33 protein-coding genes are annotated in these 26,171 nt (G+C 65.5%); 29 read left to right on the top strand and 4 right to left on the bottom strand.

The annotated features are described in order from the left end of the window. The first annotated feature begins 3 nt into the window (after positions 1–3). The 25 genes from rplB to Q0907_RS02190 all read left to right on the top strand — a co-directional run bounded on the left by rplB (position 4) and on the right by Q0907_RS02190 (position 14,359). Positions 4–831, top strand: coding sequence for a 50S ribosomal protein L2 (rplB, locus tag Q0907_RS02070; RefSeq protein WP_056878819.1), 828 nt, complete (start codon positions 4–6; stop codon positions 829–831). A 6-nt stretch (positions 832–837) separates the two neighbouring features. Beyond that, positions 838–1,113, top strand: a complete 276-nt coding sequence (rpsS, locus tag Q0907_RS02075) for a 30S ribosomal protein S19 (RefSeq protein WP_055941277.1) — start codon at positions 838–840, stop codon at positions 1,111–1,113. Positions 1,114–1,125: 12 nt separating this feature from the next. Next, on the top strand, positions 1,126–1,461 hold the full coding sequence (gene rplV, locus Q0907_RS02080; protein WP_055943295.1) for a 50S ribosomal protein L22: 336 nt from the start codon (positions 1,126–1,128) through the stop codon (positions 1,459–1,461). Between the two features lie 2 nt (positions 1,462–1,463). Further along, on the top strand, positions 1,464–2,183 hold the full coding sequence (rpsC, locus tag Q0907_RS02085; protein ID WP_056878821.1) for a 30S ribosomal protein S3: 720 nt from the start codon (positions 1,464–1,466) through the stop codon (positions 2,181–2,183). A gap of 6 nt (positions 2,184–2,189) precedes the next feature. Continuing rightward, a complete protein-coding gene (gene rplP, locus Q0907_RS02090; RefSeq protein ID WP_055941282.1) occupies positions 2,190–2,603 on the top strand; it encodes a 50S ribosomal protein L16 in 414 nt (137 codons plus the stop codon). After that, the gene (gene rpmC / locus Q0907_RS02095; RefSeq protein WP_055941284.1) at positions 2,603–2,788 is read left to right on the top strand and encodes a 50S ribosomal protein L29; all 186 of its coding nucleotides are present in this window, start codon (positions 2,603–2,605) and stop codon (positions 2,786–2,788) included. Before rplP ends, rpmC begins: the two co-directional genes overlap by 1 nt. A 12-nt stretch (positions 2,789–2,800) precedes the next feature. Continuing rightward, the gene (gene rpsQ / locus Q0907_RS02100) at positions 2,801–3,067 is read left to right on the top strand and encodes a 30S ribosomal protein S17 (RefSeq protein WP_055941286.1); all 267 of its coding nucleotides are present in this window, start codon (positions 2,801–2,803) and stop codon (positions 3,065–3,067) included. 15 nt (positions 3,068–3,082) lie between these two features. Beyond that, positions 3,083–3,451: a 50S ribosomal protein L14 gene (rplN, locus tag Q0907_RS02105; protein WP_013535986.1), complete on the top strand. Its 369-nt coding sequence runs from the start codon at positions 3,083–3,085 to the stop codon at positions 3,449–3,451. Between the two features lie 15 nt (positions 3,452–3,466). Next, the gene (rplX, locus tag Q0907_RS02110) at positions 3,467–3,784 is read left to right on the top strand and encodes a 50S ribosomal protein L24 (RefSeq protein WP_299341016.1); all 318 of its coding nucleotides are present in this window, start codon (positions 3,467–3,469) and stop codon (positions 3,782–3,784) included. A gap of 8 nt (positions 3,785–3,792) precedes the next feature. Further along, complete coding sequence (gene rplE / locus Q0907_RS02115) at positions 3,793–4,335, top strand: 50S ribosomal protein L5 (RefSeq protein ID WP_055941290.1); 543 nt, start codon at positions 3,793–3,795, stop codon at positions 4,333–4,335. Positions 4,336–4,355: 20 nt separating this feature from the next. Next, positions 4,356–4,661 (top strand): 30S ribosomal protein S14, encoded by a 306-nt coding sequence (rpsN, locus tag Q0907_RS02120; RefSeq protein WP_062352415.1) that lies wholly within the window; start codon positions 4,356–4,358, stop codon positions 4,659–4,661. 203 nt (positions 4,662–4,864) lie between these two features. Continuing rightward, positions 4,865–5,263 (top strand): 30S ribosomal protein S8, encoded by a 399-nt coding sequence (gene rpsH / locus Q0907_RS02125; protein ID WP_093296356.1) that lies wholly within the window; start codon positions 4,865–4,867, stop codon positions 5,261–5,263. Between the two features lie 16 nt (positions 5,264–5,279). Next, positions 5,280–5,807, top strand: coding sequence for a 50S ribosomal protein L6 (gene rplF / locus Q0907_RS02130; RefSeq protein WP_192201780.1), 528 nt, complete (start codon positions 5,280–5,282; stop codon positions 5,805–5,807). A 29-nt stretch (positions 5,808–5,836) separates the two neighbouring features. After that, positions 5,837–6,193 carry a 50S ribosomal protein L18 gene (gene rplR / locus Q0907_RS02135; RefSeq protein WP_299341022.1) on the top strand — a complete coding sequence of 119 codons (357 nt, stop codon included), beginning with the start codon at positions 5,837–5,839 and terminating at the stop codon, positions 6,191–6,193. Between the two features lie 156 nt (positions 6,194–6,349). After that, positions 6,350–6,892, top strand: coding sequence for a 30S ribosomal protein S5 (gene rpsE, locus Q0907_RS02140; RefSeq protein WP_055941300.1), 543 nt, complete (start codon positions 6,350–6,352; stop codon positions 6,890–6,892). After that, on the top strand, positions 6,885–7,076 hold the full coding sequence (gene rpmD, locus Q0907_RS02145) for a 50S ribosomal protein L30 (RefSeq protein WP_055941302.1): 192 nt from the start codon (positions 6,885–6,887) through the stop codon (positions 7,074–7,076). The genes rpsE and rpmD overlap by 8 nt, the downstream gene beginning before the upstream one ends. Continuing rightward, positions 7,076–7,519 carry a 50S ribosomal protein L15 gene (gene rplO / locus Q0907_RS02150; RefSeq protein WP_082563251.1) on the top strand — a complete coding sequence of 148 codons (444 nt, stop codon included), beginning with the start codon at positions 7,076–7,078 and terminating at the stop codon, positions 7,517–7,519. Before rpmD ends, rplO begins: the two co-directional genes overlap by 1 nt. Before the next feature lie 7 nt (positions 7,520–7,526). Next, the gene (secY, locus tag Q0907_RS02155; protein WP_296279028.1) at positions 7,527–8,888 is read left to right on the top strand and encodes a preprotein translocase subunit SecY; all 1,362 of its coding nucleotides are present in this window, start codon (positions 7,527–7,529) and stop codon (positions 8,886–8,888) included. A gap of 341 nt (positions 8,889–9,229) precedes the next feature. Further along, positions 9,230–9,586 (top strand): 30S ribosomal protein S13, encoded by a 357-nt coding sequence (gene rpsM, locus Q0907_RS02160; RefSeq protein ID WP_056878872.1) that lies wholly within the window; start codon positions 9,230–9,232, stop codon positions 9,584–9,586. Between the two features lie 12 nt (positions 9,587–9,598). After that, on the top strand, positions 9,599–9,991 hold the full coding sequence (gene rpsK, locus Q0907_RS02165) for a 30S ribosomal protein S11 (protein WP_055941307.1): 393 nt from the start codon (positions 9,599–9,601) through the stop codon (positions 9,989–9,991). Positions 9,992–10,005: 14 nt separating this feature from the next. Beyond that, a complete protein-coding gene (rpsD, locus tag Q0907_RS02170) occupies positions 10,006–10,635 on the top strand; it encodes a 30S ribosomal protein S4 (protein ID WP_055941309.1) in 630 nt (209 codons plus the stop codon). A 50-nt stretch (positions 10,636–10,685) separates the two neighbouring features. Next, positions 10,686–11,684 carry a DNA-directed RNA polymerase subunit alpha gene (gene rpoA / locus Q0907_RS02175; RefSeq protein WP_056878832.1) on the top strand — a complete coding sequence of 333 codons (999 nt, stop codon included), beginning with the start codon at positions 10,686–10,688 and terminating at the stop codon, positions 11,682–11,684. A gap of 183 nt (positions 11,685–11,867) precedes the next feature. Continuing rightward, the gene (gene rplQ, locus Q0907_RS02180) at positions 11,868–12,242 is read left to right on the top strand and encodes a 50S ribosomal protein L17 (protein ID WP_296279029.1); all 375 of its coding nucleotides are present in this window, start codon (positions 11,868–11,870) and stop codon (positions 12,240–12,242) included. Between the two features lie 155 nt (positions 12,243–12,397). After that, positions 12,398–12,913 (top strand): disulfide bond formation protein B, encoded by a 516-nt coding sequence (locus tag Q0907_RS02185; protein WP_299341029.1) that lies wholly within the window; start codon positions 12,398–12,400, stop codon positions 12,911–12,913. Positions 12,914–12,964: 51 nt separating this feature from the next. Further along, the gene (locus tag Q0907_RS02190) at positions 12,965–14,359 is read left to right on the top strand and encodes a 3-deoxy-7-phosphoheptulonate synthase class II (protein ID WP_299341031.1); all 1,395 of its coding nucleotides are present in this window, start codon (positions 12,965–12,967) and stop codon (positions 14,357–14,359) included. A 15-nt stretch (positions 14,360–14,374) separates the two neighbouring features. Here the strand turns inward: Q0907_RS02190 and Q0907_RS02195 are convergent, their stop codons facing one another. The 4 genes from Q0907_RS02195 to typA all read right to left on the bottom strand — a co-directional run bounded on the left by Q0907_RS02195 (position 14,375) and on the right by typA (position 21,966). Further along, the gene (locus tag Q0907_RS02195; protein WP_299341033.1) at positions 14,375–17,893 is read right to left on the bottom strand and encodes an EAL domain-containing protein; all 3,519 of its coding nucleotides are present in this window, start codon (positions 17,891–17,893) and stop codon (positions 14,375–14,377) included. 99 nt (positions 17,894–17,992) lie between these two features. Beyond that, positions 17,993–19,597, bottom strand: coding sequence for an amidase (locus Q0907_RS02200; protein ID WP_299341036.1), 1,605 nt, complete (start codon positions 19,595–19,597; stop codon positions 17,993–17,995). Positions 19,598–19,650: 53 nt separating this feature from the next. After that, positions 19,651–20,121 (bottom strand): DUF2127 domain-containing protein, encoded by a 471-nt coding sequence (locus tag Q0907_RS02205; RefSeq protein ID WP_299341038.1) that lies wholly within the window; start codon positions 20,119–20,121, stop codon positions 19,651–19,653. Positions 20,122–20,136: 15 nt separating this feature from the next. After that, positions 20,137–21,966: a translational GTPase TypA gene (gene typA, locus Q0907_RS02210; protein ID WP_299341041.1), complete on the bottom strand. Its 1,830-nt coding sequence runs from the start codon at positions 21,964–21,966 to the stop codon at positions 20,137–20,139. Between the two features lie 359 nt (positions 21,967–22,325). Between typA and Q0907_RS02215 the strand changes: the two genes are divergently transcribed. The 4 genes from Q0907_RS02215 (at position 22,326) to Q0907_RS02230 (ending at position 26,049) form a co-directional block, all read left to right on the top strand. Continuing rightward, the gene (locus Q0907_RS02215) at positions 22,326–22,823 is read left to right on the top strand and encodes a peptidylprolyl isomerase (protein WP_296279036.1); all 498 of its coding nucleotides are present in this window, start codon (positions 22,326–22,328) and stop codon (positions 22,821–22,823) included. A gap of 54 nt (positions 22,824–22,877) precedes the next feature. Beyond that, positions 22,878–23,654 carry a hypothetical protein gene (locus Q0907_RS02220; RefSeq protein WP_299341044.1) on the top strand — a complete coding sequence of 259 codons (777 nt, stop codon included), beginning with the start codon at positions 22,878–22,880 and terminating at the stop codon, positions 23,652–23,654. 129 nt (positions 23,655–23,783) lie between these two features. Continuing rightward, entirely contained in the window at positions 23,784–24,986 is a 1,203-nt protein-coding gene (locus Q0907_RS02225) for a pyridoxal phosphate-dependent aminotransferase (protein WP_299341046.1), read from the top strand. A 79-nt stretch (positions 24,987–25,065) separates the two neighbouring features. Continuing rightward, on the top strand, positions 25,066–26,049 hold the full coding sequence (locus Q0907_RS02230) for a malate dehydrogenase (RefSeq protein WP_093487338.1): 984 nt from the start codon (positions 25,066–25,068) through the stop codon (positions 26,047–26,049). Positions 26,050–26,171 lie beyond the last annotated feature (122 nt).

Here is a 26,171-nt window from a genome sequence, read left to right on the forward strand (position 1 = left end):
CACATGCCATTGATGAAATTCAAACCCACCTCTCCCGGTCGCCGTTCGGCGGTCCGCGTGGTGACGCCCGACCTGCACAAGGGTGCTCCGCATGCTGCGCTGCTCGAGAAGCAGAGCAAGTCCGGCGGTCGCAACCACCACGGTCGCATCACCACCCGTCATATCGGTGGTGGCCACAAGCAGCACTATCGTCTCATCGACTTCAAGCGCGACAAGGAAGGCATCCCCGCGCGCGTGGAGCGGATCGAATACGATCCGAACCGCACCGCGCACATCGCGCTGCTGTGCTACGTCGATGGCGAGCGTCGCTACATCATCGCCCCGAAGGGCCTGAAGGCCGGTGACCAGGTCATCGCCGGCAGCGATGCGCCGATCAAGGCCGGCAACACGCTGCCGCTGCGCAACATCCCGGTCGGTACGACGATCCACGGCATCGAGCTGAAGCCGGGCAAGGGCGCGCAGATCGCCCGCGCCGCCGGCGCCGCCGTGCAGCTGGTCGCCCGCGAGCAGGGGTTCGCCACGCTGCGCCTCCGCTCCGGCGAAATGCGCAAGGTGCAGGTCGAGTGCCGCGCCACGGTGGGCGAAGTCGGCAACGACGAGCACAGCCTGGAGAAGCTCGGCAAGGCCGGTGCCAAGCGCTGGCGCGGTGTCAAGCCGACCGTCCGCGGTGCGGCCATGAACCCCGTCGACCACCCGCACGGTGGTGGTGAGGCCAAGGCCGGCCAGGGCAACCCGCATCCGGTCACCCCGTGGGGTGTCCCGACCAAGGGTTACAAGACGCGCAAGAACAAGCGCACGCAGCAATTCATCGTCCGCGATCGTAGGGGCTAATCGACCATGGCACGTTCACTCAAGAAGGGCCCGTTCGTCGATCACCACCTCGTCAAGAAGGTGGAGGCCGCGGGCGGCAGCAAGAAGCCGATCAAGACCTGGTCGCGCCGTTCGATGATCCTGCCGGAAATGGTGGGCTTCACGATCGCCATCCACAACGGCAAGAACCACGTTCCCGTGCTGGTCAACGAGAACATGGTCGGCCACAAGCTCGGCGAGTTTGCCGTCACCCGTACCTTCAAGGGTCACGGTGGCGACAAGAAAGCCGGCGGCAAGAAGTAAGGAGAGATGACCATGGAAGCGAAAGCCATCCTGCGCACCGCGCGCATCTCCCCCCAGAAAGCCCGTCTGGTCGCTGACCAGGTGCGTGGCCTGCCGGCCGAGCGCGCCGTCAACCTGCTGAAGTTTTCGGACAAGAAGGCTGCCCACCTGATCAAGAAGGTCGTGGAGTCCGCCATCGCCAACGCCGAGAACAACCAGGGCGCCGACGTCGACGAGCTGAAGGTCAAGACCATCATGGTCGACGAAGGTCCGATGCTGAAGCGTTTCATGGCCCGCGCCAAGGGCCGTGGCACCCGCATTCTGAAGCGCACCAGCCACATCACCGTGGTCGTGGGCGAGGGCAAATAAGTATGGGTCACAAAGTTCATCCGACCGGTATCCGCCTGGGCATCGCCAAGGACTGGAATTCCAAGTGGTTCGCCAACAAGCGCGACTACGCCGACTACCTCGCCGCGGACCTCAAGGTGCGCGAGATGCTTCGCAAGAAGCTGGCGCAGGCGGGCATTTCCAAGATCCTGATCGAGCGTCCGGCCAAGACCGCCCGCGTGACCATCCACACCGCCCGTCCGGGCGTGGTGATCGGCAAGCGCGGTGAGGACATCGAGAAGCTGCGCAAGGAAGTGAGCGACCTGATGGGCGTCCCGGCGCACATCAACGTCACCGAAGTGCGCAAGCCCGAGCTGGACGCCCAGCTGGTGGCCGAATCGATCGCGCAGCAGCTGGAACGCCGCATCATGTTCCGCCGCGCCATGAAGCGCGCCGTGGGTAACGCGATGCGCCTGGGTGCCCTGGGCATCAAGGTCAACGTGGCCGGCCGCTTGAACGGTGCGGAAATCGCCCGTTCGGAGTGGTACCGCGAAGGCCGCGTGCCGCTGCACACGCTGCGAGCCGACATCGATTACGGTTTTGCCGAGGCGAAGACCACCTACGGCATCATCGGCATCAAGGTGTGGGTCTACAAGGGCGAGATCTTCGATTTCAGCCAGGTGGGTCAGGAGAAGCAGGACGACGCGCGCCCCGAGCGCAGCGAACGTCCGTCGCGCCCGGCTCGTGACCGCGACGCGAGGTAATCAGTCATGTTGCAACCCAAGCGAACCAAATACCGCAAGATGCACAAGGGCCGGAACGAAGGCCTGAGCTGGAGCGGCAACCTCGTCAGTTTCGGCGAGTACGGCCTGAAGGCCACGGCGCACGGTCAGCTGACCGCGCGCCAGATCGAAGCAGCGCGTCGTTCCATCAGCCGTTACGTGAAGCGTGGCGGCAAGATGTGGATCCGTGTGTTCCCCGACAAGCCGATCACCAAGAAGCCCATCGAAGTCCGCATGGGTTCCGGTAAGGGCAACGTCGAGTACTGGGTCGCCCAGATCCAGCCGGGCCGCATGATCTATGAAATCGAAGGCGTCAGCGAGGACATCGCGCGCGAGGCGTTCCGCCTGGCCGCGGCCAAGCTGTCGGTCACCACCACTTTCGTGACCCGGACGGTGCGCTAATGGAACTCAAGCAACTCCGCGAGAAGTCGGCTGACGAACTGAAGGCCCACCTGACCGAACTGCGCAAGGAGCAATTCTCCCTGCGCATGCAGAAGGTGACCGGCCAGCTGCCGAAGACGCATGAAACCCGCCGGGTCCGCCGCGAGATCGCTCGCGTCAAGACCCTGCTGGGCAGTCAGAAGTAAGGAGCGACCAAGATGAGCGATAACAAAGACAAAGCGCAACGCACCATCGAAGGCCGCGTCGTCAGCAACAAGATGGACAAGACGGTCACCATCCTGGTGGAGCGTCAGGTCAAGCACGCCCTGTACGGCAAGTACATCAAGCGTTCCACCAAGCTGCACGCGCACGACGCGGACAACAGCTGCAAGGAAGGCGACGTGGTGCGCGTGACCGAGATCGCCCCGATGTCCAAGACCAAGAACTGGCGCGTGGTGGAAATCATCACCCGCGCGGCTGAATAAAAGGAGATCTGAATCATGATCCAGATGCAGAGCTACCTTGACGCGGCCGACAACTCCGGCGCCAAGGAACTGATGTGCATCAAGGTGCTGGGCGGCTCCAAGCGCCGTTACGCCGGCATCGGCGACATCATCAAGGTGACCGTCAAGGACGCCATCCCGCGCGGCAAGGTGAAGAAGGGCGAAGTCTACGACGCGGTCGTCGTGCGCACCCGCAAGGGCGTCCGTCGCCCCGACGGTTCGCTGATCCGCTTCGATGGCAACGCCGCGGTCCTGCTGAACAACAAGCAGGAGCCGATCGGCACCCGTATCTTCGGGCCCGTGACCCGCGAGCTGCGTTCCGAGAAGTTCATGAAGATCGTTTCGCTCGCGCCTGAAGTGCTCTGAGCGGAGGACAAAGAAATGGCTAACCGTATCAAGAAGGGCGACCAGGTCGTCGTCATCGCCGGCAAGGACAAGGGCAAGAAGGGCGACGTGGTGCGTGTGGATGGCGACCGCGTGGTCGTGTCCAACGTCAACGTCGTCAAGCGCCACACCAAGCCGAACCCGCAGGCCGGTATCGCGGGTGGCGTGGTGGAGAGCGAGCGCTCGATCCACATCTCCAATGTCGCGCTGTTCAACCCGGCAACGGGCAAGGGCGAGCGCATCGGTTTCAAGGTGCTGGAGGATGGACGCAAACTGCGTGTGTTCCGCTCCAGCGGTGAGGCGCTCGACGCCTGAGGAATGACATGACCACTCGTCTCGAAAAAATCTACAAGGAAGAAGTGGCGCCGGCTCTGATGAAGAAGTTCGGCTACACCAATCCGATGGAAGTGCCGAAGATCACCAAGATCACCATCAACATGGGTGTGGGTGAGGCGGCGACCAACAAGAAGATCCTGGAAAACGCCGTGGCCGACCTGGCCAAGATCACCGGCCAGAAGCCGATCACCACCAAGTCCCGCGTGTCGGTGGCTTCGTTCAAGATCCGCGACGGCTGGCCGATCGGCTGCAAGGTCACCCTGCGTCGCGCCAAGATGTACGAATTCCTGGATCGCCTGATCAGCATTTCGCTGCCTCGCGTCCGCGACTTCCGTGGCGTGTCCGGCCGTTCGTTCGACGGTCGCGGCAACTACAACATGGGCGTGAAGGAACAGATCATCTTCCCGGAAATCGACTTCGACGCCGTCGACGCGATCCGCGGCATGGATATCGCCATCACGACGACCGCCAAGAACGACGCCGAAGCTAAGGCGTTGCTCGAAGCGTTCAAGTTCCCGTTCCGCAACTGATTCGCTAGGAAAACGACATCATGGCAAAGACCTCGATGGTCAACCGCGACATCAAGCGGGAAAAGCTGGCCAAGCAGTACGCCGCCAAGCGCGATGCGCTGAAGAAGATCATCTCCAGCCAGAACGCCTCGTACGAAGAAAAGGCCGATGCGGTCGTCAAGCTGCAGAAGCTGCCGCGCGACTCCTCGCCGAGCCGCCAGCGCAACCGCTGCGAGCTGTCCGGTCGTTCGCGTGGCGTGTACCGCAAGTTCGGCCTTGGCCGCAACATGCTGCGCAAGGCGACGATGAACGGTGACGTCCCGGGCCTGCGCAAGGCCAGCTGGTAAGGACGCCGGGAGAGCCAGAACTGGCTCTCCTTCGGTTCCGAGGACAAGTCCGGCACCTGCCGGACTTGTTGTTGTACAATGTTCGGCTCCCGCGGCCAGGCCGGGGGAGGGCTGGGGAACCGGCCGCCCGCCTGGGGGTTTCCAGGGACAACGCAAGATTTTCGCGAAAGCGGATATCGGTGCTACTCATAAGGCAGACTCTAATGAGCATGACTGATCCCATCGCCGACATGCTGGTGCGCATTCGCAATGCCGCCGCTGTGGGCAAGCCGACGGTGAAGATGCCGTCCTCCAAGATCAAGACCTCGATCGCCAACGTCCTCAAGGCGGAAGGCTATGTCGGCGACGTCCGCGTGACGAAGACCGAGAACAACAAGGCCGAGCTCGAGATCGTCCTGAAGTATTTCGAAGGCAAGCCGGTCATCGAAAAGCTGAGCCGCGTGTCCCGTTCGGGCCTGCGCCAGTACCGTGGCAAGGCAGAACTGCCCAAGGTCCTCGGTGGCCTCGGCGTCGCCATCATCTCCACCTCGAAGGGCATCATGACCGATGCGCAGGCCCGTGCGGCCGGCGTTGGTGGTGAAGTGCTGTGCTTCGTGGCCTAAGCGAAGGAGCCCAGACATGTCCCGCGTAGCCAAGAAGCCGATCAATCTCCCCAAGGGCGTCGAACTGAATGCCCAGGGCGAAACCCTCAACGTCAAGGGCCCGAAGGGCACCCTGTCCATCGCCAAGCCGGCCGGTGTCGAACTGAACGTCGACAACGGCACGGTGAACCTGTCGCCGGTCACGCCGGCCGACGACGCCATCACCGGCACCATCCGCGCGATCCTGGCCAACATGGTCAAGGGCGTGTCGGACGGTTTTGAGCGCAAGCTCGAACTGGTCGGCGTGGGTTACCGCGCTGCGATGCAGGGCAAGGACCTGAACTTGTCGCTGGGTTTCTCGCATCCGATCCTGTTCAAGACGCCGGAAGGCATCACCATCGCCACCCCGACCCAGACCGAAATCCTGGTGCAGGGTGCCGACAAGCAGCGCGTTGGCGAAGTTGCCGCCAAGATCCGCGGTTTCCGTCCGCCGGAGCCCTACAAGGGCAAGGGCGTGAAGTACTCCGACGAAACCATCATCCGCAAGGAAGCGAAGAAGGCCTAACCGGGCTTTCGGCTTCGAGGAACCAGATCATGAGCATCAAGAACACCGCCCGCCTGCGCCGCGCCAAGTCCACCCGCGCGCACATCCGCGAACTCGGCGTCCCGCGCCTGTCGGTGCTGCGCACCGGCCAGCATATCTACGCCCAGCTATTCACCGCCGATGGCGCCAAGGTCATCGCGTCGGCGAATACGCTGCAGGCCGATGTGAAGGATGGCCTGAAGAACGGCAAAAACAGCGATGCCGCCGCCCGCGTGGGCAAGGTGATCGCCGAGCGCGCCAAGGCCGAGGGCATCGAGAAGATCGCATTCGACCGTTCGGGCTACCGTTACCACGGCCGCATCAAGGCCCTGGCCGACGCTGCCCGCGAAGGCGGCCTGCAGTTCTAAGCATGAAGGGCATGGGTGCAGCCCCATGTCCTGACCTGCCGGCGCGGGCTGCGCCGGGCGCGGTCGATCTTCTGCATCGACCGTTGCGCCACCGCTTCACACCACAACCATAAGCGGCCACGCCGTACATACCTCATCAATCAAGGAATTCAAGCAATGGCAGAAGAACGTCAGCCGCGGGGCCGCGATCGCGACCGCAACCGCGAAGAGAAAGTCGACGACGGCATGATCGAGAAGCTGGTCGCGGTGAACCGCGTCAGCAAGACCGTCAAGGGCGGTCGCCAGTTCACCTTCACCGCGCTGACGGTCGTGGGCGACGGCAACGGCAAGATCGGTTTCGGTTACGGCAAGGCGCGCGAAGTGCCGGTCGCCATCCAGAAGTCGATGGAGTACGCCCGCAAGGGCATGCTGAATGTCGACCTGAACAACGGTACGTTGTGGCATCCGGTGAAGGCCGGCCACGGTGCGGCCCGCGTGTTCATGCAGCCGGCCTCGGAAGGTACGGGCGTGATCGCCGGCGGCGCCATGCGCGCTGTGCTGGAAGCGGTGGGCGTCAAGAACGTGCTGGCGAAGGCCGTCGGTTCGCGCAACCCGATCAACCTGGTTCGCGCCACGCTGAAGGGCCTGAGCGACATGCAGTCGCCGACCCGCATCGCGGCCAAGCGCGGCAAGAAGGTGGAGGAACTCCTCAATGGCTAACGAGTCCAACAAGACCGTCAAGGTGCGCCTGGTGCGCGGCCTGCGTGGTTCCCAGTCGCGCCACCGCCTGTCGGTGAAGGCGCTGGGCCTGAACAAGCTCAACGATGTGCGTGAACTGAAGGACAGCCCGCAGGTGCGCGGCCTGATCGCCAAGGTCCACTACCTCGTCAAGGTCGAGGAGTAATCAACATGCGTCTCAACACACTGAAGCCCGCCGACGGCGCCCGTACCGAACGCACCCGCGTCGGCCGCGGTATCGGTTCCGGCCTGGGCAAGACCGCGGGTCGTGGTCACAAGGGTTCGTTCGCACGCGCGGGCAAGGGCAAGATCAAGGCGAAGTTCGAAGGCGGCCAGATGCCGCTGATCAAGCGTCTGCCGAAGGTCGGCTTCCGCTCCAAGCTGAAGCTGGATTGCGCCGAAGTGCTTTCGTACCAGCTGGAGAAGCTGGAAGCCGGCGAAATCGACTTCGCCGCGCTGCGTGCCGCCAAGCTGGTCCCCAGCACCGCCAAGCGCGCCAAGATCGTCAAGAAGGGCGAACTCACTAAGAAGTTCGTGCTGAAGGGCGTGGCCGCCACGGCCGGTGCCAAGGCCGCCATCGAGGCTGCCGGCGGCAGCGTGCAGGAGTAACGGACGCATGGCGCAGGGTAATGCCGCCGGTGCGCTGGCAGGCGCAGGCAAGTTCACCGAACTCCGCCAGCGCCTGCTGTTCGTGCTGGGTGCGCTGATCGTCTACCGGATCGGCTGTTTCATCCCGGTCCCGGGCGTCAATCCCGATGCCATGCTTGCGATGATGCAGGCGCAGGGCGGCGGCATCGTGGACATGTTCAACATGTTCTCGGGCGGCGCCCTGCACCGTTTCAGCATCTTCGCGCTCAACGTCATGCCCTACATCTCGGCGTCGATCGTGATGCAGCTGGGCGTGCACATCTTCCCGAGCCTGAAGGCGCTGCAGAAGGAAGGCGAATCCGGTCGCCGCAAGATCACCCAGTACTCGCGCATCGGCGCGGTGCTGCTGGCGGTCGTGCAGGGCGGCAGCATCGCCACCGCGTTGCAGAACCAGGTCGCCCCGGGCGGCATGCCGGTGGTGTACGCGCCGGGCATGGGTTTCGTTCTGACCGCGGTGGTCGCGTTGACCGCCGGCACCATCTTCCTGATGTGGCTGGGTGAGCAGGTAACGGAGCGTGGCATCGGCAACGGCGTCTCGCTGATCATCTTCGCGGGCATCGTGGCCGGCTTGCCGGGCGCAGTCATCCAGACCGTCGGCGCGTTCCGTGACGGCACCCTGAGCTTCATCTCGCTGCTGATCATCGCGGTGGTGGTGCTGGGCTTCACGTTCCTGGTGGTGTTCGTGGAACGCGGCCAGCGGCGGATCACGGTGAACTACGCGCGCCGCCAGGGCGGTCGCAATGCGTACATGAACCAGACGTCGTTCCTGCCGCTGAAGCTCAACATGGCCGGCGTGATTCCGCCGATCTTTGCCTCCAGCATCCTGGCCTTCCCGGCGACGCTGGCCATGTGGTCCGGCCAGAACAGCGGCGCCACCACGTGGTTGCAGCGCATCTCCAATGCGCTGGCCCCGGGCGAGCCGCTGCACATGATCGTGTTCGCGGCGATGATCATCGGCTTCGCGTTCTTCTACACGGCGCTGGTGTTCAACTCGCAGGAAACCGCGGAGAACCTGAAGAAGTCGGGCGCGCTGATTCCCGGCATCCGTCCGGGCAAGGCTACCGCCGATTACGTCGACGGCGTGCTGACGCGGCTGACGGCCATCGGTTCGATGTACCTGGTGGCGGTCTGCCTGCTGCCGGAAGTCATGCGCACCCAGCTGGGCACCTCGTTCTACTTCGGCGGAACCTCGCTGTTGATCGTGGTCGTGGTGGTGATGGACTTCATCGCGCAGATCCAGGCGCACCTGATGTCCCACCAGTACGAGAGCCTGCTGAAGAAGGCCAACTTGAAGGGCGGTTCGCGGGGCGGTCTTGCCCCCCGGGGCTGAGGTATAATCGCGGGCTTCCCGCACCAGTCCGGCCCTCATGGCCGGCTGACTTAGATGGGCGGCCCCCGCAGCGATCCGGTGCGGGGGTGCGAACCGGCCAGTCCCTGCGCCAGAGTAGCGCGGGCGGGTAGGGCAGGGGGAAACCCCCGACCTGCACCAGGCAGGTTCCGGCGCCGGAGCATGGGCACACTCCCCATGCCGGTCCGAAGTCGGCGTTGCCGGCCCGGGCTTCCCGCAAACACCGGATCTTGTTAGAATTTCCAGTTCACTCCGCCTGTCTGCGCGAATCCCGCCCGGGATGACCGTACACGGGCCAATACTCACAGTTGGAGAACCGCGTCATGGCGCGTATTGCAGGTGTCAACCTGCCTGCCCAGAAGCATGTCTGGGTCGGTTTGCAAAGCATCTACGGCATTGGCCGTACCCGTTCCAAGAAGGTCTGCGAAGCCGCCGGCGTCGTCTCGACCACCAAGATCCGCGACCTGTCCGAGCCGGAAGTCGAGCGCCTGCGCGCCGAAGTCGGCAAGTACGTGGTCGAGGGCGACCTGCGCCGTGAAGTCGGCATCGCGATCAAGCGCCTGATGGACCTGGGTTGCTATCGCGGTCTGCGCCACCGTCGCGGCCTGCCGCTGCGTGGCCAGCGCACCCGCACCAATGCCCGTACCCGCAAGGGTCCGCGCAAAGCCATCAAGAAGTAAGGGGCGACCACCATGGCCAAGCCAGCTGCTGCCAAAGTCAAGAAGAAGATCAAGCGCGTCATCACCGATGGCGTCGCCCACGTCCACGCTTCTTTCAACAACACCATCGTCACCATCACCGACCGCCAGGGCAATGCGCTTTCCTGGGCGACCTCGGGTGGTGCCGGTTTCCGCGGTTCCCGCAAGTCCACGCCGTTCGCGGCGCAGGTCGCTGCCGAAAAGGCAGGCCGTGCAGCTCTGGACTACGGCGTGAAGTCGCTGGAAGTCCGCATCAAGGGCCCGGGTCCGGGTCGCGAGTCGGCCGTGCGTTCGTTGAACAACGTGGGCTACAAGATCACCAACATCATCGACGTGACGCCGATCCCGCACAACGGGTGCCGTCCGCCGAAAAAGCGTCGCGTCTAAGGGGGCGATAAGAAATGGCTCGTTATATCGGTCCTACCTGTAAGCTCGCGCGCCGTGAAGGCGCCGACCTGTCGCTCAAGAGCCCGGCCCGTGCGCTGGACTCGAAGTGCAAGCTGGAGCAGAAGCCCGGCCAGCACGGCGCCACCGCCCGCAAGGGCAAGCTGTCCGACTACGCCACCCAGCTGCGCGAGAAGCAGAAGGTCAAGCGTATCTATGGCCTGCTGGAGCGCCAGTTCCGCAACTACTACAAGAAGGCCTCGACCAAGAAGGGCAACACCGGCGAGAACCTGTTGCAGTTGCTGGAAACCCGCCTCGACAACGTCATCTACCGCATGGGCTTCGCCGTGACCCGTCCGGCCGCCCGCCAGCTGGTCTCGCACCGTGGCGTACTGGTCAACGGCAAGCCGGTCAACCTGCCGTCCTACCAGGTCAAGGCTGGCGACGCGATCGCGCTGTCGGAGAAGGCCCAGAAGCAGCTCCGCGTGCAGGAGTCGTTGACGGTCGCCGAGCAGCTCGACCTGAACCCGTCGTGGGTTGAAGTCGATGCGAAGAAGTTCAGCGGCGTGTTCAAGGCGGTTCCGGCCCGTTCGGACCTGCCCGCCGACATCAACGAAGCGCTGATCGTCGAGTTGTACTCGAAGTAATTCATTCACGCACCCCCGGGCGACCGGGGGACCGCAGGAGACAAAGCAACATGACGGGTATTACTCAGCAAGTGCTGCGCCCCCGCGGCCCGCAGATCGAGCGCCTGACCGGCAATCGCGCGAAAGTGGTCATCGAACCGCTGGAGCGTGGTTATGGCCATACGCTCGGCAATGCGTTGCGCCGCGTGCTGCTGTCGTCGATCCCCGGCTTCGCGATCACCGAAGTCGAGATCGATGGCGTGCTGCACGAATACAGCACCATCGAAGGCATGCAGGAAGACGTGCTGGAAGTGCTGTTGAACCTGAAGGATGTGGCCATCCGCATCCATAGCGGCGACTCCTCCACGCTGAGCCTGGCCAAGCAGGGCCCGGGCGTGGTGACCGCCGGCGACATCAAGACCGACCACAACGTCGAGATCCTGAATCCGGAACTGGTCATCTGCAACCTGACCAAGGACACTGCGCTGAACATGCGCCTGAAGATCGAGCGTGGTTTCGGCTACCAGCCGGCCGCTGCCCGTCGTCGTCCGGATGAAGAAACCCGTGCGATCGGTCGCCTGGTGCTGGACGCCTCGTTCTCGCCGGTCCGTCGCGTCGCGTACGCGGTGGAAGCCGCGCGCGTCGAGCAGCGCACCGACCTGGACAAGCTGGTCCTGGATATCGAAACCAACGGCACGATCGATGCCGAGGAAGCCGTGCGCACCGCCGCCGACATCCTCAGCGACCAGCTGTCGGTGTTCGGTGACTTCACGCACCGCGATCGCGGCGCGCCGAAGCAGGCTGCCAGCGGCGTGGATCCGGTGCTGCTGCGCCCGATCGACGACCTGGAGCTGACCGTGCGTTCGGCCAACTGCCTGAAGGCCGAGAGCATCTACTACATCGGCGACCTGATCCAGAAGACGGAAGTCGAACTGCTCAAGACCCCGAACCTCGGCAAGAAGTCGCTGACCGAGATCAAGGAAGTTTTGGCGCAGCGCGGCCTGTCCCTGGGCATGAAGCTGGAAAACTGGCCGCCGGCCGGTGTCGCCCAGCACGGCATGCTCGGCTGATGATGTAACCCGGAGCTCCCGCGTCCGCGCGGGAGTTCCGTTGCAACACCACGTCGACGGACCTGAAGGCCCGCGGCGCTCCGGTCAAGGATGGCCGGTTAGGACCACCCGCAGTCCACAGTTGCAACGCCTGGATGGCGACAGCGAAGTCCAACGTCCCACTCTTCTTTAGGAATCCAACCCATGCGCCACCAGAAAGCCGGCCGCAAGTTCAGCCGCACCAGCGCCCATCGCGAAGCGATGTTCCGCAACATGGCCGCCTCGCTCATCAAGCACGGCCTGATCAAGACCACCCTGCCGAAGGCCAAGGAACTGCGCCGTGTCGCAGAACCGCTGATCACCCTCGGCAAGATCGATGGCGTCGCCAATCGTCGTCTCGCGTTCTCGCGCCTGCGCGACAAGGAAGCCGTCGGTACGCTGTTCACCACGCTCGGCCCGCGCTACCAGTCGCGTCCGGGTGGCTACCTGCGCATCCTGAAGTGCGGCTTCCGCGCCGGCGACAACGCCCCGATGGCGTACGTCGAGCTGGTGGACCGTCCGGAAGCGGCGGCCGAGTAAGCCTCGCCCCTCGCGATACCCGAAACCCCGGCCCCGGCCGGGGTTTTTGTTTTCCGGCGTGCGGAGGGGCTGTCCCGATGCGTCAGATCGCCGCGGGGTGACGTCACGGCCGATCGGCGTGGATAATGCGGACAGACCTCACGTCCTGGGTGCCGATGAATCCTCTCCGCTGGAGTTTCCGTGCGCAGTGCTTCCTGGGTTTCGCCATATGCGCGGGCCTGCTTGGCTATGCGCTGTACGTGCAGTTCGTGCACCAGTTGGAACCCTGTCCTTTCTGCATCTTCCAGCGGCTGGCGTTCGCCGCGACCGGCGTGTTGTTCCTGCTTGGCGCGTTGCAGGGGCCGCGCAAGCCCGGGGGCCGGCGCATGTACGGCGCGCTCGCCTTCCTGGGAGCCGCCGCGGGCATCGGCATCGCGGGGCGTCATGTCTGGGTCCAGCTATACCCGCCGCTGATGCCGAGTTGTGGCCCTGGCTGGGATTACATGATCGAGAACAATACCTGGCTGGGCGTCCTGCAGAAGGTGCTCGCCGCCAAGGGCGACTGCAGCACCATCGACTGGAGTTTCCTGGGCCTCACGATGCCGATGTGGAGCCTTGTGTGGTTCGGGGCGCTGGCCATCTGGGCGCTCTGGATCGGCTTTCGCGCGCGCAGGACCTCGACCTTCCGCTGATTTGACGCGGCGCACCAATCTGGCACGATGGTGGGCCCCCAGGAGTCCGCCATGAATCCGTCCGACCGCAACCTTCGCGCCGTCACTCTCCCGCCCCACTGGGCGCCGGGCAGCTGGCGGGAAAGGACGGCGATGCAGATGCCGATCTATCCCGATGCCGCGGCGCTCGAGTCGGCGCTGGGCGAGTTGCGCCAACTGCCGCCGCTGGTGACATCGTGGGAGATCTTCGCGCTCAAGAAGCAGCTTGCCGAGGCGCAGGAAGGCAAGCGCTTCCTGTTGCAGGGTGGCGACTGCGCGGAGAACTTCAGCGACTGCGAATCCGGGCTTATCTCGAACCGGCTCAAGGTGCTGCTGCAGATGAGCCTGGTGCTCGTGCATGGCCTGCGGCTGCCGGTGGTGCGGGTGGGCCGGTTTGCGGGACAGTATGCCAAGCCGCGGTCAGCGGACATGGAGACGCGCGATGGCGTGACGTTGCCCAGCTATCGCGGCGACGTGGTCAATGCGCCGGACTTCACGGCGGAAGCGCGCGTGCCGGACCCGCGTCGCATGATCAAGGCGCACGCGCGCTCGGCGATGACGATGAACTTCGTGCGTGCACTGATCGATGGCGGCTTCGCCGACCTGCACCATCCGGAGTACTGGAACCTCAACTGGGTCGGCTATTCGCCACTGGCGGCCGAGTACCAGCAGATGGTCGCCTCGATCGGCGACGCGGTGAGGTTCATGGAGACCTTGTCCGGTTCCGAAGTGCACAACCTCAACCGGATCGACTTCTACACCTCGCACGAAGCACTGCTGCTGCCTTACGAGGAAGCGCTCACCCGCGAGGTGCCGCGCCAGTGGGGCTGGTTCAACCTCAGCACGCACTATCCATGGATCGGCATGCGCACCGCAGCGGTCGATGGTGCGCACGTGGAATACCTGCGCGGCGTGCGCAATCCCATCGCGATCAAGGTGGGGCCGTCGGTGACGCCGGACCAGTTGCTGCGCCTGATCGATGTGCTGAATCCCGAAGACGAAGCGGGTCGCCTGACGTTCATCCATCGCATGGGTGCCGCGCAGATCGCCGGCAAGCTGCCGCCGTTGCTGGACGCGGTACGCCGCGATGGCCGTCGCGTGCTGTGGGTCTGCGACCCGATGCACGGCAATACGGAAAGCACGAGCAACGGGTTCAAGACGCGCCGCTTCGACAACGTGCGCAACGAGGTCGAGCAGTCGTTCGACCTGCATGCGGCGGCCGGGACGCGGCTGGGTGGCGTGCACCTCGAGTTGACGGGTGAAGACGTCACCGAATGCACCGGCGGGGCGCGGGAGCTGACAGATGCGGACCTGGAGCGTGCCTACCGCTCGACGGTCGATCCGCGCCTCAACTACGAGCAGTCGCTCGAGATCGCGATGTGCATCGTGCGCAAGCAGAACCAGCTGGCAGCCCCGTCGGCGCGCTGATCCCGGGCGCCGCCGTCAGGACCAGTGCGTATCGGCGCTGGGGGCGAGCTGGGGGATATGCCAGGTGGTGGCACGGGCATAGAGTTTCGCGAATTCGGCGGCCGGCAGCGGCTTGCTGAAGTAGTTGCCCTGTAGTTCGTCGCAGCCGTTGGCGGCCAGCCACGCGGCCTGCGCCGGCGTTTCCACGCCTTCGGCGATCGTGCGGCACTGCAGTTGCGCTGCCAGGCTGATGATGGCGCGGGTGATGGCGGCCTGGTTCGGTTCGGATACATCGCGTACGAACGACTGGTCGATCTTCAGTACGTTGAATCCGTAATTGCCCAGGTAGCTGAGGCTCGAGAAGCCGGTGCCGAAATCGTCGATGGCGATGCGCACGCCCAGGGCCTTCAGTGCGCGCAAGGTGCGATCGGTGCGTTGCACGTCGCGCATCAGCGTGGTTTCGGTGACTTCTAGTTCGAGGAACTCGGCGGCCAGTCCGCTGTCCTTCAGCGCCTCGACCACCGTATCCACCAGGTCGTCGGTGTCGAAGTTGGCGGCGGCGATGTTGACCGACACGCGGATCGGCGGCAGGCCGGCCTGCTGCCAGATCCGGTTCTGCCGGCACGCGGCGCGGATCGCCCACTGGTCGATGTCGACGATCAGGTTGGTTTCCTCGGCGATCGGGAGGAACTCGCCCGGCATCATCAGGCGTTCGCCGCGCTGCCAGCGTGCGAGGCCCTCGACCCCGACGATGCGACCGGTGAGGCGATCGACCTGCGGCTGGTAATGGAGGGAAAGATCGCCGTTGCGCAGGCTTCGCCGCAGGCTGTTCTCCAGTTCGATGCGGGCGTCCACGCTGGATGCCAGCTCGCGCGTGTAGAAACGCGTGGCGTTGCGGCCATTTCGCTTGGCCAGGTACATGGCCGCATCGGCACGCATCATGAGCGTCGCCGCGTCGTAGCCGTCTTCCGGGAACAGGCTGATGCCGATGCTGAACGCCTGGTGCAGTTCGTGCGAGGCCACCGTGTAGGGCGTTCCGCTGAGGGCGAGAAGACGGTCGGCGATCTGCAGCACGCTGTCGCGCGTCACTACATTCGGCAGCAGCACCACGAACTCGTCGCCTCCCGTGCGGTACACGGTGCCGAGATTGCCGATGTTGCGCTGCAGGCGTCGCGCGACCTGCTGAAGCAGTTCATCGCCGGTGTGGTGGCCGAGGGCATCGTTGACGTGCTTGAAGAGGTCGAGGTCCAGGAACAGTACCGCGATGCCGTTGCCATGGTTGGTCGCGTGCGTGATCGCCTGGCCCAACCGCTCGTTGAGTTGCAGCCGGTTCGGCAGCCCGGTCAGGACATCGTGGTGGGCGAGGAAGGTCATGCGCGAGCTGAGTGCGCGGGATTCGGTGATGTCGCGCAACACCATGACGGTGCCCACCATGCGCTCGTCGCGGTCATGGATGGCCGACAGCGAACGTTCGACCAGCATGCGGCTGCCGTCGCGGCGCAGCAACTGCAGGTCGCCCGGCTGCCCCATGGTGTGGGGTTCCTCGACATTCGGCTGCGTATCGATGCGGACCAGCGAAGCGACCTGGTCCAGGGGGTGCCCCAATGCCTGGTCCAGTCCCCAGCCGCACAGCGCTTCCGCGGCGGGGTTCATGTAGGTGACGCGGCTTTCGATATCGACGGTGATCACCGCTTCGCTGATCGACGTCAGCGTCACCTCGGCCAGTTCGTTGGCGTCGTGCAGCGCGTGTTCCAGGCGGGCCTTCTCCGTGATGTCGATGGACATGACGAAGAAGCCGCAGACCTTGCCGGTGTCGTCGACATCGGGCGTATAGAAGCTGTGCATGCTCCGGGTGCCGTCGGCAGTGGCGAAGCTGCTTTCGAACTCGCCATCGCGCCCGGACAGTGCGGCATCGATCTGCGGCATGCGGCGCAGGTAGGCGTCCTCGCCGAAGAGATCGCGCATGTGGGTGCCGATCCTGGGGGGGCTGCGCCACTGGACCTGGTCGGCGAAGGCGCGGTTGTGGAAAACCAGACGGTGCGCTGCATCGAATTGGGCAATCAGTGCGGGCAGGCGATCGGTGACGCGCTTGAGGTGGTCGCGCGCCATCGCCAACTCGCGGTGCGCGCGCCGCTGTTCACCGACGTCGTTCCCCATCAGGTACCAGCCGGCGATCCTGCGGCCGGGCTCCACGTCGGGGACCAGATAGAGATGAACCGGTCGCGCCGGCCGGCCCAACTCGCCTTCCCAGGTCGTCCAATGGTCCGGCGTGCAGTCCTGCATGGCGCGCCTGAGCGAGGCGAGGAAGTCGGGAGCGTCCGCATGGACGTCGTCCACGTGCCTGTCGCTCCAATCCGTCGGCGTGCCGGACCATGCGCGGCATGCGCGATTGGCGAAGCCGTAGCGGCCATCCCCATCGATATACGCGATCAGCGCGGGAAGGTGGTCCGCAACCGCATCCAGCAGGGCGCGGCTGCGCCGCTCCGTCCGCGCCAGGTTCTGCAACAGCAGGAATAGTAGCAGCCCCAGGCCGATCCCACACACGGTCAGCAGCACGATCGACGCCAGGCCGGGCAATGCGTCGCGCAACGGTGGCGACTGCAGTACCAGCCGCCACTCGCTGCCCAGCAGCCGCAGTTCGCGCTGAGCGGTGAAGGCCGGCTGCCAGTCGCCCCGGTAGCGGTCGTGCAACGCCCGTGTCTGGTAGATCGGCTCGCCACCGTGATCGCGGGCGAGCAACTGCAGGTCGAACTCGTCGCCGCCGGAGCGACCGACGGCGTCTTCCACGACCCGTTGCCAACCGAAGCCGGCGGTGGCGAAGCCACGCAGCAGGCGCCGTCGTGCCTCCACGCTGGCGCGTGCGGCGACGGGGTCGGCGTACACCGGCGCGTACAGCAGGAAGCCCGCCAGGCCGGTACTGCCCTTGGTGGCATCCCCCAGCGCGACCAGCGGCGCGGCGGCCAGCTCGCCACTGTCGCGCGCCGACGCGATGGCCTGCGCGCGCACGGCTTCGGCCATCACGTCGCGGCCGAGCAGGGGACGCATGCCCGGTACATCGGGATAGAGTACGTCGATCACCACGTATTCGCTGCGATCGCCCCCAGGGTGGATGGCGAACGCATCGCCGTACCGAGCGCGCTGGGTCGTGACGTATGCATCGCGTTCGGCGTGCGTCACGCGACGCGCGAACCCGAGTCCATGCACGGCCGCCTGGCGCGTCGGCATCTGCAGTTTTTCAACGAATACGTAGAAGCTGTCGCGTTCGATGTCCTGCCGGCCTTCCAGCACGGCGGCGGCGGCACGCACGGTGTCTTCGTACGCATTCATGTTGGCCGAGATCGCGGTGGCGATCGCGTCGGCGCGCGCCTCGAACTGCGCGCGGGCGTGTTCCTGCGCCTGTCGCCACTGGGTGGCACCGGACCACAGCGACAGCAGGCATGCGATGACAAGGATGCCCCATGCCAGCGAATCGAGGTTGCGCTGCCGCAGCCGGGCAGCGGCGCCCGACCCGCTGAACGCCCGCAGTTCCGATGCCCGGTCCGCGCCAGATTCCACGCGATAGACCCCCCGCTGCTGCCGTGGGGCTATGACGCCATGATCCCGCTACCGCTGCAAGCATCTCCGCACCGCAAACGGCTCACACTTTCGCGGCGCTCAGCGCAGCGGCATGCGCGCCGACAGCGTCGGCCAGTACTCGGGGGGCTTGCGTGCGCGGGTGCGCTGTTCGTAGTCGTAGCCCAGTGCGATCAGCCGCGCTTCGCTCCAGGCGGTTCCCATGAACACCAGTCCTAGGGGCAGGCCATCGCTGTGACCCATCGGGACGGTGAGGCTGGGATACCCCGCCACGGCCGCTGCGCTGTAACCGGCGCCGGGAAAATGATCGCCGGTCTTGTGGTCGGTCAGCCAGGCGGGGCCCGTCGTGGGCGCGATCAGTGCGTCGAGTTGCTGCGCCTTGAGCGCGGCATCGATGCCCTCAGGTCCGGCCAGCCGGCGCGCCCGGCTGCGCGCGGTGATGTAGGCGGCTTCGCCGAGTCCGCCCTTGGCATTCGCCTGCTCGAACAGTTCCTGGCCGAAGTACGGCATTTCGGAGACGCGGTAACGTTCGTTGTAGCCGATCAACTGGGTCAGCGTGGTCAGCGGGGCTTGGCGCTCGGTGAGATAACGCTCCACGCCGTGCTTGAACTCGTACAGCAGCAGCTCGAGTTCGTCGGCATTCCATTGGCCGTCGGTGGGAATCTCCGCATCGACGACGGTCGCGCCTGCCTCCCGCATCACCTGGATGGCGATGTCCAGCGCGGCGGCGGCGTCGGGATGGATAGCCGCCTTGCTGCGCAGCACGCCGATGCGCGCACCTTTCAGTGCGCCGGGTTTGAGTCGCGCACTGAAGTCGAGGGTCGTGTTCCAGGCGGCCTGGGTGGTCGCCGCATCCGCGGTGTCCCGACCGGCCAGGGCGGCCAGCAGCAAGGCCGCATCCGACACATTGCGTGCGATGGGGCCGGCGGTGTCCTGGCTGTGCGAGATGGGCAGGATGCCCTGCCGGCTGACCAGGCCGACGGTCGGCTTCAGTCCCACCACACCGTTGATCGCGGCAGGGCAGACGATGCTGCCGTCGGTCTCGGTGCCCACACTGACCGCGACGAGGTTGGCCGACACCGCGACCGCGCTGCCCGAACTCGATCCGCACGGATTGCGGTCAAGTGCATAGGGATTGCGCGTCTGCCCGCCACGGCCGCTCCAGCCCGAGGTGGAGTGCGATGAGCGGAAGTTCGCCCACTCGCTGAGGTTGGCCTTGCCGAGGATGACGGCACCCGCTTCGCGCAGGCGCCGGACCAGGAAGGCATCCCTAGCCGGCCGGAAATCCTTGAGCGCCAGGGAACCGGCCGACGTCGCCATCGGCACCGCATCGATGTTGTCCTTCAACAGGACCGGGATGCCGTGCAGCGGGCCGCGAACGGCATTGGCACGGCGTTCCACGTCGCGCAGCGCGGCCTCTTTCAGCGCATCGGGGTTCAGTTCGATGACCGCATTCAGCTGAGGCCCCGCCTTGTCGACGGCGGCGATCCGGTCCAGGTACGCCTGCGTCAGGCGACGGCTGTCGAGTTCACCGGACTGCATGCGGGACTGCAGGTCGGCGATGTCGAGCTCGGCATAAAGGAAATCGGTCGGTGCGGCGGGCGCCGTCGCATCGGGCGTCGTCGCCGGCTGGCAGGCAGCCAGGGCGAGCACCATCAGGCCGAGCGGCAGCAGGAATCGACGCATGCGGGCATCTTGGCAGGGTTGCCGCGCAGGCTACGCAGCGGCCGCCCCGCCCGTCAAATCACCTTGCGGCGACGGATGTCCCGCCACAGCACCCACACGATCACCAGGTTCACGATCAGGAGCGCCCAGGTGTGCCAGCCCGGATGGTGGTACAGCGCATAGACGTCCAGCGGCAGGTAGGCGGCGGACCCGATGCAGCCCAGCCACGACGCCCAGGCGCGGGCACGCCACAGGCCCCAGCCCTCCAGCAGGCGCATGCCGGCGTAGAGCGCGATGATCAGCACGGTGACGTGGATGGATTCCGGATTGATCCGCGCCATCCATTCGCTCACCACGCCGGGACCGGCATCGGGGATGATGCGGGTGACGATCGCCTGCACGCTCTCGCGCAGGCGATCCGGGCCCAGCGCCAGCAAGCCGCCGGCGAAGGCGAGGGCGAGCACGCCCTTGGCGCCCTCGAACAGGGCGATGGCGTGCAGCCCAGGGTGCGCCTTGGGGTCCGGGTTGTAGGCGGTGTCGTCCAAGGCGCGGCGCGGCGGTCAGGCCGCGCGGGAAGCGCGCTTGCGGTCGCTCTCGGTCAGGAACTTCTTGCGCAGGCGGATTTCCTTCGGCGTGATCTCGACCAGCTCATCGTCGTCGATGAAGTCCAGCGCCTGCTCCAGCGAGAACTTGATCGCCGGGGTCAGCTGGATGGCATCATCCTTGCCCGAAGCGCGCATGTTGGTCAGCGGCTTGGTCTTGATCGCGTTGACGGTCAGGTCGTTGTCCTTGGAGTGGATGCCGATCAGCTGGCCTTCGTACACGTTGTCGCCCTCGGCGGCGAACAGCTTGCCGCGCTCCTGCAGCGGGCCGAGCGAGTAGGCCGGCGTGGCGCCCGGCGCATTGGCGATCATCACGCCGTTGAGGCGCTTGGCGATGGCGCCCTGTTCCTTCGGGCCGTAATGGTCGAACACGTGGAACAGCAGGCCCGAGCCCTGGGTCAGCGTCTTGAATTCGTTCTGGAAACCGATCAGGCCACGCGCCGGGATCTGGTAGTCCAGGCGCACGCGGCCCTTGCCATCCGGCTCCATGTTCTTCAGCTGGCCCTTGCGGACGCCGAGCTTCTCCATCACGCCGCCCTGGTGGTTCTCTTCCACGTCGACGACGAGCTGCTCGATCGGCTCCATCAGCTGGCCGTCGATTTCCTTGATGATCACTTCCGGACGCGACACGGCCAGTTCATAGCCCTCGCGACGCATGTTCTCGATCAGCACCGACAGGTGCAGTTCGCCACGGCCGGAGACCAGGAACTTGTCCGCGTCTTCCAGCTGCTCGACCTTCAGCGCGACGTTGTGCACGGTCTCGCGTTCCAGGCGCTCCTTCAGCTGGCGGCTGGTCAGGAACTTGCCACCCGACAGGTCCTTGTGGCCGGCGAACGGCGAATTGTTGACCTGGAAGGTCATCGAGATCGTCGGCTCATCGACCGTCAGCGCCGGGAGCGCTTCCGGGGTGTCCAGCGCGCAGACGGTGTCGGAGATCGTCAGGTCCTGGATGCCGGAGATGGCGACGATGTCGCCGGCTTCGGCGCTGTCCTGCTCGATGCGCTCCAGGCCCAGGAAGCCCAGCACCTGCAGCACCTTCCCCTGGCGCTTCTTGCCTTCACGGTCGATCACGGCGACCGGCATGTTCTTCTTCAGCGTGCCGCGCTGGATGCGGCCGATGCCGATCACGCCGACGAAGTTGTTGTAGTCCAGCTGGCTGATGCGCATCTGGAAGGCGCCTTCCGGATCGACTTCCGGCTTCGGCGCGTGCTTCATGATCGCTTCGTACAGCGGCGTCATGTCGCCGCCGCGCACCGTGTCCTCGAGGCCGGCATATCCGTTCAGGGCAGAGGCGTAGACGATCGGGAAATCCATCTGCTCGGGCGTGGCACCCAGGCGGTCGAACAGGTCCCACACCTGCTCCACGACCCACTCCGGACGCGAGCCGGGGCGGTCGACCTTGTTGATCACCACGATCGGCTTGAAGCCCATCGCGAACGCCTTCTGGGTGACGAAGCGCGTCTGCGGCATCGGGCCGTCCATCGCGTCCACCAGGATCAGCACGGTGTCGACCATCGACAGCACGCGCTCTACTTCACCGCCGAAGTCGGCGTGGCCGGGGGTGTCGACGATGTTGATGCGGTTGCCGTTCCAGGTGATGGCGGTGTTCTTCGCCAGGATCGTGATGCCACGTTCCTTTTCCTGGTCGTTGCTGTCCATCACGCGCTCGGCCAGCACGGTGCGCTCGGAGAGGGTGCCGGACTGCTTCAGCAGCTGGTCGACGAGGGTGGTCTTGCCATGGTCGACGTGCGCGACGATCGCGATATTGCGGAGGTTTTCGATGGACATGGATTCTGGGATCGGAAAAGCGCACCCGGATACCCCTTCGACGGGGCAGGCGCGAGGACGTGGGCGGAAAGAAGCGGCGTATTATAGCGGGCTATGGTGCGCTAAGCACCTGATTTATCGAAAAACGCCTGAATGGATGCCGCCGCACGGGGCCCGCCCTTGAAATCCCCTGACGGCGCCGTGATCTGGCAACGGTGCAGGACCTGCGTGACGGGTCCGGCTTGCGCATCGCAGTCCCGGCCATCAGTGGCCGGGTGGCGGGACGGATGCTTTCCTTCTTGCCCCGCCGCCAGGGCGGGGCAGGGGAGAGAGCCGCCGATGTCCCGCCGTTCCCTCTTTTACCCCTGGAGAACCGTTCCATGAGTCAGCTGACTGCCACCTTCGACACTTCGCGCGGCCCGATCACGATCGAGCTGTACCCCGACAAGGCCCCGCTGACGGTGGCCAACTTCGTCAACCTGGCCAAGCGCGGCTTCTACGACGGATTGAACTTCCACCGCGTGATCCCCGATTTCATGATCCAGGGCGGCTGTCCGGAAGGCTCGGGCCGGGGCGGCCCGGGTTACCGCTTCGAGGACGAAACCACCAACGGCGTCCGCCATGAGCGTGGCGTGCTGTCCATGGCCAATGCCGGCCCCAGCACCAACGGCAGCCAGTTCTTCATCACCCACGTGCCCACGCCGTGGCTGGACGGCAAGCACACCGTGTTCGGCAAGGTCACCGAAGGCCTGGATGTGGTCGACGCGGTGAAGCAGGGTGACCTGATCACCAAGGTGACCATCAGCGGAGACGCCGACGCGGCGCTGGCCGCCAAGGCCGACCGCGTGGCGGAGTGGAACCGCATCCTGTCGGCGTGATCGAATGGAAGGGCCGGTCATCGTACCGGCCCTTTCTTTTTGTGGAGCACCACCATGAAGGATCATTGCCGGCGCGCGTTGCGCGCGGCCCTGTTGCTGGCCGCCGCCCTGGCGCTGGGCGCGTGCAACAAAGGCGCGAACACCCCACCGGATCCCGTCGCAGCGACCGCCGTGGAGGCGCCGGCGGAGCACTTCCAGCAGAGTCTGGAAGGCCTGTGGAGCACGAATCACAGCGAAGGCGACGACGCCGAGACCCTCTACGCCATTGCCTGGCAGCCCGACGCGGGTCTGCAGGTCGTGCGTGACGGCGCCTGGCTGGATGGCAAGGTGGAGGACGTCGACCTCGACAATGGCACGCTGGCCCTGCACCTGACCTCCGATACCGGGCCCAGCGAGACGGTGACCCTGCGCAAACTGCAGGACCAGAGTGGAAACGGCTTCACCCTGCGCATCACCTGGGGTGCCGGCCAGACCGACGAGCTGGGCTTCGTGCGCCGGCTGACCGAACGCGACCGCAGCGAGCTTGCTGCTGCCGTGGCCGCGGCCCGGACGCCGGATCCCGCGACGGTATGCGAAACCGATGCCCCGGCGGGCAGCATCCGCGCCACCTTGGTCTGCGGGCACGAGGAGTTCGGCGCGCTGGATGTCGGGATGCGAAAGCAGTTCAAGGAACTGGCGGATCGCTATCCCGACGGCGACCGCACGGTCCAGGCCGCCACCCGCCAGTTGGACGCCTGCGATACCCCCGCCTGCCTGCGCGCGGCGTATGCGCAGTGGCAAGCGTATTTCGACGAGAACTACGACCTGGGCGACGTGGTGGATTACCAGTAACCGCGCCCCGCCGCGCGGGCCGGGGTAGACCATGGGCTAGTCGGTCTCGGCGGGGTGGCGTGATACCATTTTGCGCCGCAAAAAAGACGGCGGCGACGCTCCCTAACCGTTTCCACGCGAGGTTGTGCAATGCCCCTGCTTGCCCGGCGCATCGGTCGCGCCAAGCCAAGTGCGATCATGGCGGTGGCCGAAAAGGCCAAGAAGCTGAAGGCCGAAGGCCGCGACATCATCAGCTTTTCGATCGGCGTTCCCAATTTCCTGCCCGGCGACCACGTCTACCAAGCTGCGCGCGACGCGCTGGCGAAGGACTCCGGCCAGTACGGCAGCAACCGCGGCACCGACGCGCTGCTCGATGCGTTCCTGCGGCACATCGAAGCGCTGGGCCTGACTGGCTACACGCGCGCCAACGTGTCCACCGGCATCGGCGCCAAGCACATCCTCTACAACCTGGCCGAGTCGCTGCTGGACGAGGGCGACACCATCGTCTATCCGTCGCCGTACTGGACGACCTACGCCGACATCGCCGACATCGTCAACGCGAAGGCGGTGCCGCTGCCGTGCCCGGCCAGCCAGGACTACAAGCTGACACCCGCGCAGCTCGACGAAGCGCTGACGATCCACACGCCCAAGGTGTTCCTGTTCAACAACCCGTCCAATCCGACGGGCATGGTCTACACGCGCGAGGAAGTCGCCGCGCTGGCCGACGTGCTGGTGAAGCATCCGGAGACCTGGATCGTCACCGACGACATCTACAACCGCATGCTGTTCGACGGCCTGGCCTACACGAACTTCGTGCAGGCGCGGCCGGAGCTGCGCGATCGCACGGTCTTCGTCGATTCGCTGTCCAAGACTTATGGCATGCCGGGCTGGCGCGTGGGCTTCATGGCCGGTCCCGAGGTGGTCGCCAAGGCGCTGACCACGATGAATTCCAACCACATCACCAACGTGCCGGAAGTCGTCACCGCCGCGGCCATCGCCGCGCTGACCGGCCCGCAGGACGTGCCCGTGGCGAAGAACGCCGAATTCCAGGCCAAGCGCGACCAGGTGCTGGCCGCGATGGAAGCCATCCCGGGCGTGGTGTGTCCGCGTCCGCAGGGTGCGTTCTACGTATTCCCCGACATCAGCTGCGCCTTCGGCAAGTCGCATGACGGCGTGAAGATCGAGGACGACGTCGACTTCTGCAATGCGCTGCTCGAAGCGAAGGGCGTGGCCTGCGTGCCGGGCTCGGCGTTCGGCGAGCCGCGCGCGCTGCGCATCAGCTACACCTGCCCGACGCCGCAACTCGCGCCGGGCCTGCAGCGCTTCCAGGAATTCTTTGCCGAACTGAAGTAACCGTTGCGTGGGCGCAGGCCCACTCTTTCCCCACGCGGTGGGCCGACGCCCACCCTACGAAACCCCGAGGAACCGCACCATGAAAACCCCCGTCCGTGTTGCCGTCACCGGCGCTGCTGGCCAGATCGGCTACGCGCTGCTGTTCCGCATCGCTTCCGGCGAAATGCTGGGCAAGGACCAGCCGGTCATCCTGCAGCTGCTGGAGCTGCCGCTGGAGAAGGCCCAGGCCGCGCTGAAGGGCGTGATCATGGAGCTCGAAGACTGCGCGTTCCCGTTGCTGGCCGGCGTCGTCGGCACCGACGATCCGGAAGTCGCGTTCAAGGACGTCGACGTGGCCCTGCTGGTCGGCGCGCGTCCGCGCGGCCCGGGCATGGAGCGCAAGGACCTGCTGCTGGAGAACGCCAAGATCTTCACCGCCCAGGGCGCCGCGCTGAACAAGGTCGCCAGCCGCAACGTCAAGGTGCTGGTGGTCGGCAACCCGGCCAACACCAACGCCTACATCGCGATGAAGTCCGCGCCGGACCTGCCGTCGAAGAACTTCACCGCCATGCTGCGCCTGGACCACAACCGCGCGCTGTCGCAGCTCGCCAACAAGGCCGGCGTGGCTGTGGGCGACATCGACAAGCTGGTCGTGTGGGGCAACCACAGCCCGACCATGTACCCCGACTACCGCTTCGCCACGGTCAACGGCCAGTCGCTGAAGGACAAGATCAACGACGCCGACTGGAACGCGAACACCTTCATCCCGCAGGTTGGCAAGCGCGGCGCCGCGATCATCGAAGCGCGCGGCCTGTCGTCGGCCGCTTCGGCCGCCAACGCCGCCATCGACCACGTGCGCGACTGGGTGCTGGGCAGCAACGGCAAGTGGGTGACGATGGGCATTCCGTCCGACGGCAGCTACGGCATCCCGGAAGGCGTGATGTTCGGCTTCGCCGTCACCACCGAGAACGGCGAGTACACGATGATCAAGGACCTGCCGGTCGACGATTTCAGCCAGAAGGCCATCGACAAGACGCTGGCCGAGCTGGAAGAAGAGCGCAGCGGCGTGGCACACCTGCTCTGATAGCGGGCATGTCGCACGCGATGGAGAAAAGGGGTGGCGCGAGCCGCCCCTTTTTTTGTCGTGTTACTTTCTGGTTTTCCTCAAAGGGGGTGGGTGATGCGGAAAGGAAGGATATTGCTGGC

It is taken from the genome of uncultured Pseudoxanthomonas sp., from assembly GCF_947498795.1.
Lineage (GTDB): Bacteria > Pseudomonadota > Gammaproteobacteria > Xanthomonadales > Xanthomonadaceae > Pseudoxanthomonas_A.